Origin of the sequence: Sandaracinomonas limnophila (assembly GCF_004005965.1) — a bacterium.
Classification (GTDB): Bacteria; Bacteroidota; Bacteroidia; order Cytophagales; family Spirosomataceae; genus Sandaracinomonas; species Sandaracinomonas limnophila.
In genome coordinates this window covers 17737-30791 of sequence record NZ_SACY01000004.1, presented here as the reverse complement: position 1 = coordinate 30791, position 13055 = coordinate 17737, and the positions used below count along the sequence as shown (strand labels likewise).

Annotated in this window: 11 protein-coding genes; 9 read left to right on the top strand and 2 right to left on the bottom strand. The window is 37.9% G+C overall.

Going from position 1 to position 13055, the window contains the following annotated elements; genetic code table 11:
* Positions 1 to 7 precede the first annotated feature (7 nt).
* Positions 8 to 967 (bottom strand): phytanoyl-CoA dioxygenase family protein, encoded by a 960-nt coding sequence (locus EOJ36_RS08830; RefSeq protein WP_127804496.1) that lies wholly within the window; start codon positions 965 to 967, stop codon positions 8 to 10.
* Positions 968 to 1057: 90 nt separating this feature from the next.
* Between EOJ36_RS08830 and EOJ36_RS08825 the strand changes: the two genes are divergently transcribed.
* Genes EOJ36_RS08825 through EOJ36_RS08810 form a run of 4 tightly spaced genes read left to right on the top strand, consistent with a single transcriptional unit; the run spans position 1058 to position 5136 of the window.
* Positions 1058 to 1867 carry an SDR family NAD(P)-dependent oxidoreductase gene (locus EOJ36_RS08825; RefSeq protein WP_127804494.1) on the top strand — a complete coding sequence of 270 codons (810 nt, stop codon included), beginning with the start codon at positions 1058 to 1060 and terminating at the stop codon, positions 1865 to 1867.
* Between the two features lie 31 nt (positions 1868 to 1898).
* The gene (locus EOJ36_RS08820) at positions 1899 to 3416 is read left to right on the top strand and encodes a hypothetical protein (RefSeq protein ID WP_127804492.1); all 1518 of its coding nucleotides are present in this window, start codon (positions 1899 to 1901) and stop codon (positions 3414 to 3416) included.
* Between the two features lies 1 nt (position 3417).
* A complete protein-coding gene (locus EOJ36_RS08815) occupies positions 3418 to 4158 on the top strand; it encodes a hypothetical protein (protein WP_127804490.1) in 741 nt (246 codons plus the stop codon).
* 3 nt (positions 4159 to 4161) lie between these two features.
* A complete protein-coding gene (locus EOJ36_RS08810) occupies positions 4162 to 5136 on the top strand; it encodes an amidohydrolase family protein (protein ID WP_127804488.1) in 975 nt (324 codons plus the stop codon).
* Positions 5137 to 5213: 77 nt separating this feature from the next.
* Here EOJ36_RS08810 and EOJ36_RS08805 read toward each other — a convergent pair whose 3' ends face one another.
* Complete coding sequence (locus tag EOJ36_RS08805; RefSeq protein WP_127804486.1) at positions 5214 to 8000, bottom strand: DUF7133 domain-containing protein; 2787 nt, start codon at positions 7998 to 8000, stop codon at positions 5214 to 5216.
* 81 nt (positions 8001 to 8081) lie between these two features.
* On the opposite strand from EOJ36_RS08805, the gene EOJ36_RS08800 reads away from it, so the two are divergent.
* From EOJ36_RS08800 to EOJ36_RS08780, 5 genes are all read left to right on the top strand, one after another.
* Complete coding sequence (locus EOJ36_RS08800; protein ID WP_164847880.1) at positions 8082 to 8783, top strand: NAD(P)H-binding protein; 702 nt, start codon at positions 8082 to 8084, stop codon at positions 8781 to 8783.
* A gap of 83 nt (positions 8784 to 8866) precedes the next feature.
* Positions 8867 to 10513: a carboxylesterase/lipase family protein gene (locus EOJ36_RS08795; RefSeq protein WP_127804482.1), complete on the top strand. Its 1647-nt coding sequence runs from the start codon at positions 8867 to 8869 to the stop codon at positions 10511 to 10513.
* Positions 10514 to 10600: 87 nt separating this feature from the next.
* Positions 10601 to 11731 carry an esterase gene (locus tag EOJ36_RS08790; RefSeq protein WP_127804480.1) on the top strand — a complete coding sequence of 377 codons (1131 nt, stop codon included), beginning with the start codon at positions 10601 to 10603 and terminating at the stop codon, positions 11729 to 11731.
* Between the two features lies 1 nt (position 11732).
* Positions 11733 to 12014, top strand: a complete 282-nt coding sequence (locus EOJ36_RS08785; RefSeq protein ID WP_127804478.1) for an ArsR/SmtB family transcription factor — start codon at positions 11733 to 11735, stop codon at positions 12012 to 12014.
* A gap of 21 nt (positions 12015 to 12035) precedes the next feature.
* A complete protein-coding gene (locus tag EOJ36_RS08780) occupies positions 12036 to 13055 on the top strand; it encodes an alpha/beta hydrolase (RefSeq protein WP_127804476.1) in 1020 nt (339 codons plus the stop codon).

The following is a 13055-nucleotide window of genomic DNA, read 5'->3' as shown; positions in this document are numbered from 1 at the left end:
AAAAGGTTTATTTCGTGAATTTTAAAAATTTTTCAGCTAAAAATCTCATGTATTTTCCAATTTTTATGTGCTGATTTAAAGTATATAATTGTTTATATGTTCTATTGAAATTGACTTTTTCACCATTGTAATTTTGATCTTCAATCTCTCCATTTCTCATGTTTACAATATGTCTTCTCAGAAAATACTCACCTGTAACCATATTTGATAACATTGGAGTATAATAAATACAATCTTTAAAATAGTAATGAGTTACTTGAGAATACCTTGTGCTACCTTCCTTTAAAACGGGGCTTCCTCCATGAATTATATTTGATGACCACACTAATGCATCTCCTTTTTTTGCAAAAAATTTCTTTTTTTCAAAAGGTGAAACTTCCATTAATTCGCTCATGAACTCCTCATATTTGGGGTAATCATCGTAGCTAGAATCCTTTACATCATTATAAATCTGAGCAAAAGTATATTCTGGGGTTTTGTGTGAGCCGGGGTAGTAAAAAAGTGGTCCGTTCTCCTCAGTAATGTCTTCTAAAGCAATCCAAACTCCACACATAAATCTTGCAGGAAGGGAGCTAAAGTGCATGGTATCTGAGTGCGCAATCTGTTGGGAACCAACTTTAAAATTTAGAGTTTGAAACGGTACAACTTCTCTATCGTATAACATCTCCAAAACACTTAATATTTTTGGATTAATTGATAAGTTTTTAACGGGTTCAGAATACATCCAAAGATCTTGAATTCGAACATCATTTCGGAAATTATCAGTTTTAAAATCTGGGTTAAAACCAATTTCCTTCATATCTTTAATTACAAGGTCGATTTCTTGCTCAGAAAAAATATTTTTTAATACTATGTATCCATCTTTGTTGTAACTTTTTGCAAGTTCCTCGTTTTCTTTACTTAAATTTTTCTTTGCTAATATTTTTTCAAAAAAAGGAGATTCTACCCAAGGCAAATTTGTTTCCATAATCGATATTTTAACTTAAATATATAAAATTATCACTAATTCTGTCTAAAAATTTATTAAATTAAAGCAAATAAAAGCAAAGTTTCAGATATGAAAATTCACGGAAAAGTAATTATTGTTACAGGTGCTGGAAGTGGCATGGGCCGACAATTGTCATTGCAACTCATTGCCAAAGGGGCAAAGGTAGGCGGGATTGATTTACACGAAGGACCATTGTTGGAAACTTTGGACTTGTGCGGAGGGAATCAATCTTTATTTTTTCCGATTGTACATGATATTACAAATTTTGAAAAAGCAGGTGAAATTGTTACTTCAATTGAACAACATTTTGGACAATTAGACGGAATAATTAACAATGCAGGTATCATTCAACCTTTTATTAAAATTCAGGATCTGTCCATCGAAAAAATCATTCAAGTGATGAATGTGAATTTTTATGGAACAGTTTATTTGACAAAAGCCGCATTGCCAATTTTATTACAAAGACCTGAGGCACACGTGGTAAATATTTCGAGCATGGGTGGATTTCTACCAGTGCCCGGACAAAGTGTATATGGGGCATCCAAAGCCGCTGTAAAATTATTTACCGAAGGACTTTATGCTGAATTGAAAAATAGCCCAGTCAAGGTGTCAGTTGTTTTTCCAGGGGCTATTGCAACAAATATTACAGCAAATTCCGGTGTGAAAATGGATATGCCTGTTGAAGAACAATCTAAAAATTCAAGTATGCAAGCCTTACCTGCTGAAAAGGCAGCCCAGATTATTATTGAGGGAATTCAAAAGGATCAACTGCATATTTTGGTTGGCTCCGATTCGAAATTTTTAAATTTTTTGTATCGCTTGGCGCCTAAGTATGCAACTGATTTTATCACAAAGAAAATGCAGGCATTATTAAAATAATGTCCTACTTTTGAGGAACCTATTTACATTGATGAAAATAATACTTAAGCTCTTGCTGGTTTCCAGCTTGGCGTTCCTGCTTTCTATTTCCGAAAAAAAGGATTTATCATGGATTGAACCCAGTTCAGATCAAGTCCTGCCTGAATTAATTACCTACCCTAATTCTTATGGAAAATTGGAAATTCTGAATGCGGACGGTCCAGTTCAATTGAAAAATCATCCTTTTTTTGAGCCCATTGGCAGCAATGGACGTGCTTGTGTGTCTTGCCACCAACCTTCGAATGCCATGAGTGTTTCTGTGGAGAATTTGCAGAAACGTTGGGAAGAAACCCATGGAAAAGATCCTGTTTTTGCCGCAGTGGATGGTTCAAATAATCCCAAATTGCCTCAAGAATTAAAAAGTAGTCATTCCTTATTGTTGAATAGAGGATTGTTCAGAATTGGACTTTCTTGGCCTCCCAAACCAGATAATGGAGTTCCCGTAAAACCAGAATTTACGATTGAGGTGGTAAGTGACCCAACGGGTGCCAATTCAGATCCCGATTTTGGTTTGAAAGGAAAAGAGCCAAGTATTTCTGTTTATCGGAGACCTCGAGTGGTGGGAAATATGAAATATGTGATGTCTCCAGACCCGCGTTTTAACATTAAAACAGGTACATTAGCTGTCACTGATCCGGAAACAGGACTTGTTGTTGGAATGAACATGATGGCAGATTCCAGGCATTACACCCAAAAGGCTCAGGCAATTGATGCTTATCATGGACATTTGCAAGGGCATACCTTTTTAACTCCATCCGAACAAAAACAAATTGTTGATTTTGAGAATCAATTGTATTTGGCGCAAAGTCATGACCCTTGGGGAAGCCCATTGGTAGAAAATGGCAAACCAGAAGGATTGGGAGCCAAAGCTATGAAAGAAGGGAAGGTGCACGTATTGGCCAACAACAATCGTGATCCTATTTTTCATTGGTTTAAGACTTGGGAGAATCCTGAAACGATGTCCAAAGATTTGACCAAAGAACAAAAGGAATTCCGACAATCTGTTGCCCGAGGAAATGATATTTTTATGTTTAGACCCTTTTGGATCAATGATGTTACGCATATTAATAGTATTGGCTTGGCTAATCCCTTGAGAAGAACCTGTTCTACTTGTCACAATGGCCAAATGACTGCCCAAGACATCGCTCCGGGCTGGGTCGATTTGGGAACTACCAATTATCCCAATTGGACAGAAAACAGAATTTTTAACCAGAAAACAGATTTACCTGTTTTTAAATGTACTTGCAGTCCGAGTGCTGACCCACATCCGTATTTAGGTCGGGTGGTATACACAACAGACCCAGGTCGGGCTTTGATTTCTGGGAAATGTAAAGATATTGGCTCCATTGTGATGCAGCAATTTAGAGGATTGGCGGCTCGAGCACCCTATTTTGCCAATGGTTCAGCTAAAAATTTGATGGAAGTGGTCGATTATTATGATCGCCGATTCAATATGAAATTGGCTGATCAAGAAAAGAAAGATTTAGTGAATTTTTTATCCAGTTTATAACATGAGAAATGGCATTTTGATTTTTTGTTGCTGGATTTCCACTTTTTGTGCATTCGCACAAACAACCACTGGCAAATATGTAGCCTTTTTGGCCTGTCCGATCGTTCGAGATTCTAAAGCAATGCCTTGTTGGTTGGCCGAAAAGGATGGCACAACGTATTATTTAGGACAACAAGGTAGTTCTGCATCAGCATTTTATCCACCTCAATTGAAACACCAAGTGTTGGTAGAAGGTTTTATTCAAGATCCGCAGAAAACAAGCTGTGGAGGCATTGTGATTGACCCAATCGTGATCTCTGTGATGCCAGAATTGGATGTGGCCTGTACAACCTTATTGCCGGCTGAAGATGGACTAGAGCCCCCAGCGCCAGTTCCTTTTCCCAAATATGAGCCTTTTTCTGACGATACCAAGGAGTTTCAAATTCTATACGATTTTGATTCGGATTATTTAACCTTGCATAAAACAAGAATTGCCGGGGAAGCTGTTCGAGTGGCGAAGATCCAACAACCTGCAAGAATTGAAATTCATGCTTATCGAGGCAAATCGAAATTAAGTGATGGAACGATTTTAGAAGAAAAGTTGGCCATGGTACATCGAAGAGCAGAAAAAATGTTTGATGTTTTTGTTGGTTTGGATATTTCAAAAGAAAAAATCAAAGTGATTGAACATGAAAAAGCATTAGGCGGGAAAGGTGAAGGTGATTATTTAAATAGAAAATTAGTGATTAAATTATATAAATAAACAATGAAAAAAATCCTTGTATTTGGAGCAGCAGTGCTGTTTTCCCTAAGTAGTTTGGCACAAACAAGTACGCAACGTGCCCCTATTTTTGATGTGCACGTTCATGCCTCAAAAATCAATCCAAATTTTGCAAACGACATGTCGCCTTGGTTTTTGAGCAATATGCCAGGTGCAGACCCAAATGAACCGATGCCGAAATTTTTAAGCTCAGATGGTGCAATTACTTTAAAGGCTGCTAAGTCAGATAAGGAATTCCAAGATGAGTTATTGGCAACCATGAAGCGCTTGAACATGACCATTGTTGTTTCTGGTGATGCATCGGTAATCCGTGCTTGGAAAAAAGCTTCTCCAAATCCGGAACGAATTATTCCTTCCATTGGATTCAGCGATAATAAGGGAATTTCAGTAAAGGCTTTTGAAGACTCATTAAAAACTGGATTTTATAAGGTTGTGGGGGAAATTGGTTTACAATACCAAGGTATTTCTCCTAGTGACCCCTCGGTTGATGGGTATTTTGAAGTAGCAGAACGTTTAAATGTTCCAGTGGCTATTCACATGGGAACAGGAGGAAACGGTATGGCTAATTTAACTGCTCCAAAATATCGTGCATCGATGGGTAATCCCTTATTATTAGAAGATTTATTGGCCAAACATCCGAAATTAAAAGTTTGGGTGATGCATGCTGGCTATCCGATGATTGATGAAATGGTTGCCTTAATGGGGGCAAATGCATACGTGTATGTAGACGTTGCCGGTATGATCTGGAGTTATCCTTTAGAAGAAATCCACGCCTACATCAAGCGATTGGTGCAAGCAGGATTCGGCAAACGCGTTATGTACGGTACCGACCACATGGTTTGGCCCAAATTAATGGAAACCTCAATCGGTGTCATTGAAAACGCACAATATTTATCACATGATCAAAAGCGTGATATTTTGTACAATAATGCAATGAGGTTTTTTAGATTAGACAAGTAAGGTGTTATGGGTTATGAGTTATGGGTTTATTCTTATTAACAAATTTACCCTCTTGTTTCATAACTCATAACTCATAACTACTTATATCCATACACCTTCACAGAGCGCATGACCCAAGGTAAGTCATTTTCGCCCTTTGGAGGTGTTTCTTTTAGTTGCAGTCGTAAGTATTTTGATTTTTTCTGTTGCAAATAGACAGTATTTTCACCATCACTTCCTTTTAAATTATCGTAAAGAGTCTCCCAGTTTTGTCCATCTTTAGAAATGGAAACAGCATAGGACTTAGGGAAAGTTGTTATCATTGGAATGCTTGTTGGAGGTGATTTCGGGTCAGGTCGCCAGCCTCTTTTAATTGACGAAGGTGAAACAAACAAGAATTCCGACAAAGTAACCTCTTTAGGGAACTCGATTTGATAATACATGTCTTTTTCCTGATTAATACCGGTTGACCAACCTTCATAGGTAAACGCAGTATTTGGGGAAACATTACCTCCTACACGTGTATTTGCGGTATGACTAGCTGTAATTTTCCAATCAGAACTCAAGGCAATTTCTTCAGGAACTTCTTTTACCAATTGTGGATATTTGTACATTACAGATTGCTTGGAGGTTTTGGCACGAACGGATGCAACCTGGGCAGGACTCACAAAAGAGGCATCATTCGATAAACCATTTCGGATAAAGGAAACAACATCTGCAACCCATTCATCTTTTTGGTCTTTCATTGGGGCCATTAATCCGCCTGTATACGTTTTGTTTTCAATAGCTCCTTCCAATCCGTGTAAAACCACTCGAATGGCATATTCTGGATGTCCTTGGATTCTTGAATTGCCCGATAAGCCCGGTGCCAATAATTTTCCGCCTCCTGCATCTTTTCCCATTCCGGTATTTCCATGACATTGAGAGCACAATTCGTTAAATGTTAATTCACCTCGTTCTAAAATTGCTTTTTGCTCTTTTGATAATTCAGGTGAACCAAAGGGTCCCATGTTTCTTGGTTTAGGAGGATTTATGATTTGTTCACCCACCAATTTAACCCCAGCAATCGGGTTTTTCTCCATCGTTTGTTTGATGTTCTTTTCTAAATCAGGGATTTTCAAAAACTTATTGCTCAACATTGCCTGAACGGCCACCTCATCATCTTTATCTCCTAATAAGGCAACATAATTTGACTCCAAAGATTTGTCGCCATTCTTTACCAAAGTTTCTCCAGCTCGCATGGCTTGTATACGAATTTTAGGATTCGAGTCTTTCATTAATTGCGTTACTGTAGCAGATTTTAATCCATCAATTCCTTCTAATGTCCAAATGGCATGTATGCGAGCATACAAATTTTTGTTGCTTAGAGCCATTTGATTCAAGGCAGGAATGACCGATTTCGATTTTCTCGCTACTAATTCTTGTTGTGCCGCATCTCTCCACCAACCATTGGGATGATTTAAATAGGCTACTAATTGAGCTGGAGTAGCAGAATACATGTTTGGCTTTTTAATATCACGCGATTTTGAATCGTGAGTGATTCGCCAAATTCTACCTAGTCCAACTACTTTGTCTAATTGGTATTGTTCAATTTTAGTACGTAAATAACTACCCTTTGGCGTCCATTGGCCTTCTTGAATGATACCATGGTACATATCTACTACATATAAAGAACCATCGGGTGCAGTGGCCATGTCTACTGGTCTAAATAATGGATCAGTACTTCTCAAAAATTCAGATTTTTGGTCTTGGTAAACATTATTTAAAGTGGTTAACCCTTCTTTCACAACCGGATTAATTTGTCGAACAATTCGTGCTACGGGTTCTCCATAAAATAATTGGCCAACCAAATCTTTAGGTAATCTATCTCCCTTGTAAATTTCATTTCCAGCTGATCCAGTAACACGATTCAAGGAACCATCCGGTTGACGCACCTCATCCATTCCGCCTTGCATGTCGGCAATTTTTACAGGAGCGCCCCATGGAGTTGTAAAGCCTTTTGCCAACTCATCTTTGTAGTCAAAGTTTCCATAATGGATAGGGAATTGGAAATACGAAGGAACACCTGAAGCGCCTCCTTGGAACCACAATTTACCCTCTAAATCGTGTGCAATACCCCATTGTGCTCTATTGGAGCCTGTTTTTTCGCGAATAATTCCATTGGGAGTTTCACGCATACGGAAGGCATTGACAGTGGAATACAACCAGTTGTCCATGCCTCTATACAAAAAGGCTTGTTGGTGTTCTACGTTTCCAGATCTACCGTATTTATTGGTAAACAGCTCCTTTTTGTCGGATTTTCCGTCGCCATTGGTATCAGTGTATTTGTACACATTGTCTTGATCCGACTCCATAGTCAATATGGCATTTTTGCCATAAGGCAATACAAAGCGCGGGAAGATTAACTTATCAACAAACGTAGTTCCCGATTCATAAACTCCATCATTGTTTTTATCCTCCCAGCGGGAAATTCTGCTGGTGGGTTCCAATTCATTTTTTGAATCTGCATCCAGCATGTAGGAACGTAATTCCAAAACATACATTCTGCCGTCGTTATCGAATACAATTTCGCCTGGTTGTTGAATAGCAGGTTCTGTTAAAACGGGTTCTATTTTATAGCCTGGAGGCAATTGAAATAATTTTGCTTCCTCTTGTGGACTCAAGGGCTGAATGGGAGGTTTTTCGGACAAGTCAATGCCCTTCCAGTCATCTGAGTTTGGGTCTGCATCTGCAGGTAATTTTATTTTTTTAGTTGTATCTGCTTGTTGGGCATTAATAATGTCATGTATTAAACTATTGGAAGAAAAACTACCAGAAAGAGATGCGGTAAGTCCGAATGCTACGAGTCCAAGTAGGCCAATACCTAAGGTCGGCTTCATTTTCATGTGTAAATAGGTTTAGGTTGAATGACCTAAATTATAGGTTAAAATTAAAATTATATTATTTTGCGATAAAGGTGTAAAATATTGAGACCAATTGCAAATGCATTCCTATCTTTGACCCACATAAAGCAAGACACATTGAACAATAAAAAAGTAGCAATTATCGGAGGAACAGGATTCATTGGAAACTTTATTCTTGAACAATTTACAGAAGCATCAAAAATTGTTGCTTTTACCAGAAAACCATTGGAAAATTGTCCAGCAACTGTGGAAAATGTACTTGTAGATTTTAGCAATTGGGATTTAATTAAAGATAAATTAAAAGGTGTAGAAGTCGTTTTTTCTTGCATGGGTACCACCTTTAAACAAGTAAAAGGCGATCTTAAATTATACCATTGGGTGGATGTAGAGATCCCATTTGAATTTGCTAAAATTGCCAAGGAGCTGGGAGTAAAACATCTTTTACTGGTTTCCTCTGTTGGTACAAGCCCCAATGCAAAAGGCTACTACTTAAAGATGAAGTGGGAGCTAGAGGAGGCTATTTCGAAATTAGATTTTGAGTCTTTCTCTATTTTTAGACCTTCCCTTTTAATGGGTAATCGAAAAGAATTTCGATTGATGGAACGCATTTTTCAGGGACTCATGGGCGCTTTGGCTTTTTTAATTCCTGGATCCTATAAACCTATTTTAGGAAAGGAGGTAGCGAAGGCCATGATTCAACAATCCTTGAAACAAGGCATTGGCCAACAAATTTTAGAATACAAGGAAATAAAAGCCCTGCTCTAAGGCTTTTGTCTCATCATGATACAATAGTAGTGGATGATTCAAATTTTCTTGTAACTTTATAACCAAACCTATTAAATAAACCTATGAAATCGAATAGAAGAAATTTTATCCAATCATTTGGATTGGGTGCTGCTGCCTTGGGAATAGGATCTCAAACTGCCTTAGCTGATACTTCGGCAAAATCAACTACAGATGATGGACAAGTACTTTTTGTGGGAGATAATTTATCATTGGCCAATACCCAATATGGGAAAGTGCGTGGATTTAAATTACGTGGTATTCAAACCTTTTTAGGGATTCCTTATGGAGCTGATACCGCTGGGAAGAACAGATTCATGCCTCCCCAAAAACCAGAAGCCTGGACTGATACCAAAAATTGTTTTTGGTGGGGAAATACCGCTCCTCAAATTATGGAAAAGCGCTATGCAAATGTGGTAGCTTCTTTTGTGGATCATTGGAATTATGATGATGTGTCGGAAGATTGTTTGAAATTGAACGTGTGGACGCCTTTAATTGATTCGTCCAAAAGACCAGTAGTGGTTTGGTTGCATGGGGGTGGTTTCACCAATGGAAATGCAATCGAACAAGATGGCTATCATGGAGAAAATTTAGCTCGTTTAGGAAATATCGTTTTTGTGTCCATTAATCACCGTTTGGGACCCTTTGGATTTTCTAATTTAGCCACGGTAGGGGGGCATCCAAGTTCAGGAAATGTGGGCTCTTTAGACATGGTTGCAGCTTTGCAATGGGTAAAAGATAATATTGCCAATTTTGGTGGAGATGCAAGTAATGTGACAATTATTGGTCAGTCGGGTGGTGGTGCAAAAGTAACAACTCTAATGAACATGCCTGCCGCAAAAGGATTGTTTCATAAGGCAGTTGCACTTAGTGGCAGTTCCTTGATTGGAAATAGCAAAGAATATTCGCAAAAATTGGGGGCTCAAATCTTGGTGGAAGCAGGATTAAAGCCTGGAGAAATTGATAAGTTACAACAAATTCCATGGCGACAATACATCGATATCGCAAATAGAGCAACCGAAAAGTTAGCAGATGAAGCCAAGCGGATGAATGTGATTCGTGTGGGTTATGCACCAGTTTCAGATGGTGTGGATCTTTTGGATCAACCGTTTTTTAGTGATCCCAACCATTTTTCAGCAGATATTCCATTAATCATCAATACAACATTCCATGAAATGAATCCAAATCGCACAGATGCAAGTTTAGAAAGCATTACTTTAGATGGGGTTGTGGAGAAAATTAAGGCACGTTTTGGTGCGGATTCAGCCAAAATTGTGGAGGCTTATCATAAGAATTTCCCCAAGGCTCGTCCTATTGAATTATGGGCAATGATAGTGTCTAATCGTAAAAATGCGATTGCCGCTGCTAATGCAAAAGCTGGCCAAAAGAAAGCTCCTGTTTACGTTTCTTGGTTCGGCTGGCAGCCACCACTTTTCGATAATCGAATGCGTGCATTCCATTGCGATGATATTTGTTTTTGGTTTTACAATACCGATTTAATGCTGACACATACTGGTGGGGGTAAAAGGCCGAAAGCTTTATCTACTAAAATGGCTAAATCTTTCTTGAATTTCATCAAAACTGGAAACCCAAATGGTGGAGGATTGCCAAATTGGAAACCTTATTCAACTGAAAATGGAGAAACAATGATATTGGATGATGTGTGTCAATTGGTGAATAATCCAGATGGAGTTGGAAGAGCGGCGTTATAATTGTTAATTGTTAATGGTAAATTGTTAATTAGGTTCCTGTGCTTGTCGAAGGATGGGTTATGAATTATGAATTATGAATTAAGGTTTATGAAAAAGATTAATTTAGTTTTATTTTTTTTAGCGGCATTGGTTGCATTTGTAGTTAATGCACAGCCGCCACGGCCAGCGCCGACGCCGAATGATACGCTGAATTCGACGAAGGTTTTGAAAGATGGTCGAGTAATGTTTAGTATTTATGCGCCAAAGGCAAGTCAAGTGACTTTGTCGGGTGATTTTTTAAAGGAATACAAGCCTATTCAACTGGTGAAAAATGACATTGGGGTGTGGTCCTACACCTCTGATGCTGTAACTCCTGATGTCTATTCGTATGATTTTGTGGTTGATGGAGTGAAAACATTAGATCCAAAAAATGTGTTGCTGAAGGAAGGTGAAAATGGTTATTCTAATTATTTTGAAGTTTCTGGACCTGAATCGGCCTACGCATCTATCCAAAATGTGCCGCATGGAAATTTGCAAAAAGTTTGGTTTTTCTCAAAGGTGACAGGTAAAATGACACGATTTCATGTGTACACTCCACCTGGATATGAGAAAATGAAAGGCAAATTGCCGGTCTTATATCTTCAACACGGAGGAGGAGATAATGATGCCTCTTGGTCAACAGTAGGTCGTGCAAATTTTATCATGGACAATTTATATGCTGCTCGAAAAGCTGTTCCTATGATTGTTGTGATGCCCATGGGACACCCTGGAGCTGGATTTTTCATGAATCCAGGTATTGATGAAGATCCTTATTACAAACAAATGTTTGATGAAATTATGCCCTTGGTAGCAGAAAAATTCAGAGCCTTGACCGACAGATATCATACGGCTTACGCAGGATTATCAATGGGTGGTTTGCAAGCGATGAACATGGCGCTTTTTAGTCCACAAAGATTTGGGTATGTATTGCCATTAAGTACGGGCTATTTTCCACCACAAATTAAACTTTTGGAAGAAAAATATGCAGATGCTTTACGCAATCCAGAAATTAATAAATTGAAATTATTTTGGATCTGCATGGGAGGTCAAAAAGATATTGCCTACCAAAATGGTTTGAATTGTAATGCCTTATTTGATAAATTCGGTATTAAATATGAAAAAGCAAATTATGATGCCGGACATACATTTATTACTTGGCGACATAATTTAGAGGAGTTTGCACCGAAGTTATTTAAGTAAAATGTCGCTATCACAAAAGTCGAAATTATTGGCTAATTATTCAAAGGCACTTGCTCATCCTGCAAGGGTTGAAATAATTAAATTATTGGTAAAACAAAAAGTTTCGACTTTTCAGGATTTCGAGAAAATTATTCCATTGGCTCAGAGTACAATTTCGCAGCATTTAAAGGAATTAAAAAATGCGAACTTACTAATTACAGTAGACCAAGGACCAACTGTCAAATATTTGTTAGACGAGGATGAGTGGAAAAAATATCAGAAGTTATTAAAAAAGTTTTTTTAATATGAACAATAAACCTTTAAAATGAAAAACATAATTCTTTTTGGTTTGATTCTTTTTTCAAACCTTCAAATCTTAGCTCAAGGTGGCCGAGTTGAACGAGTGATTTTAGAAAGCAAAGCTTTAATAAATAAAGGTGGTGAAAATCCTAATCGTAATATTTCGATTTACCTTCCAAATGGTTATGAAAATTCAACTAAAAAATTCCCTGTGATTTATTACTTACATGGTTTTTTTGGAACTGATGTGATTACACCGCAAATGCTTTCCATTTTAGATAAAGGAATAGAAAAAGGGAAAATAAGACCCTTTATATTAGTTCAAGCAGATAATAAAAACTTAGCTGATGGTAGTTTTTACAGTAATTCGAGCTTGACAGGTAATTGGGAAGATTTCATGGTAAAGGAATTGGTGGAATATGTGGATTCCCATTACAGAACTTTGGCAAATCGCGATTCTCGAGGAATTGCTGGCCACTCCATGGGTGGTTATGGCTCATTCAAATTGGGTATGTTGCATCCAGAGGTGTACAGTTCGATATATGCCTTGAGTCCGGGTTTGCTTGCATTTGTTAAAGAATTTGGACCTAATTCTACTTCTTTTCGTGAATTGGGAAATATTAAAACCCAAGAAGAATTGAATAAATCTTACTATCCAAAAGTTTTAACTGCGGTGGGGCGTGCATGGTCGCCAAATCCAAATGTGCAACCTTTTCAATGCGACTTCCCCTATTTTTATGAAAACGGACAATTGAAGGTAAATCAATCGGTTTTAGAAAAATGGGAAGCCAATATGCCAGTGTACATGGTAGGCAAGTATGCTGACAATTTGCGCAAAATGAAGGCCATTAAATTAGATTGGGGAAGAAATGATTCACAGCGTTTCCCTATTCAAATTGGGATGTTGAGCCAGCGATTGGAAAATTTAGGTATCAACCATTTTGCGGAAGAATACATTGGAGACCATGGCAATAAAATTTGGACTGAGGATGGTCGTGTCTTAAATGATTTGCTACCATTTTTCAATGATTATTTGACATTCTGA

Excerpts from the sequence above, each read along its gene's own strand:
- EOJ36_RS08830 (WP_127804496.1), bottom strand. The coding sequence starts at position 967 with ATGGAAACAAATTTGCCTTGGGTAGAATCTCCTTTTTTTGAAAAAATA.
- EOJ36_RS08825 (WP_127804494.1), top strand. The coding sequence starts at position 1,058 with ATGAAAATTCACGGAAAAGTAATTATTGTTACAGGTGCTGGAAGTGGC.
- EOJ36_RS08820 (WP_127804492.1), top strand. The coding sequence starts at position 1,899 with ATGAAAATAATACTTAAGCTCTTGCTGGTTTCCAGCTTGGCGTTCCTG.
- EOJ36_RS08815 (WP_127804490.1), top strand. The coding sequence starts at position 3,418 with ATGAGAAATGGCATTTTGATTTTTTGTTGCTGGATTTCCACTTTTTGT.
- EOJ36_RS08810 (WP_127804488.1), top strand. The coding sequence starts at position 4,162 with ATGAAAAAAATCCTTGTATTTGGAGCAGCAGTGCTGTTTTCCCTAAGT.
- EOJ36_RS08805 (WP_127804486.1), bottom strand. The coding sequence starts at position 8,000 with ATGAAAATGAAGCCGACCTTAGGTATTGGCCTACTTGGACTCGTAGCA.
- EOJ36_RS08795 (WP_127804482.1), top strand. The coding sequence starts at position 8,867 with ATGAAATCGAATAGAAGAAATTTTATCCAATCATTTGGATTGGGTGCT.
- EOJ36_RS08790 (WP_127804480.1), top strand. The coding sequence starts at position 10,601 with ATGAAAAAGATTAATTTAGTTTTATTTTTTTTAGCGGCATTGGTTGCA.
- EOJ36_RS08785 (WP_127804478.1), top strand. The coding sequence starts at position 11,733 with ATGTCGCTATCACAAAAGTCGAAATTATTGGCTAATTATTCAAAGGCA.
- EOJ36_RS08780 (WP_127804476.1), top strand. The coding sequence starts at position 12,036 with ATGAAAAACATAATTCTTTTTGGTTTGATTCTTTTTTCAAACCTTCAA.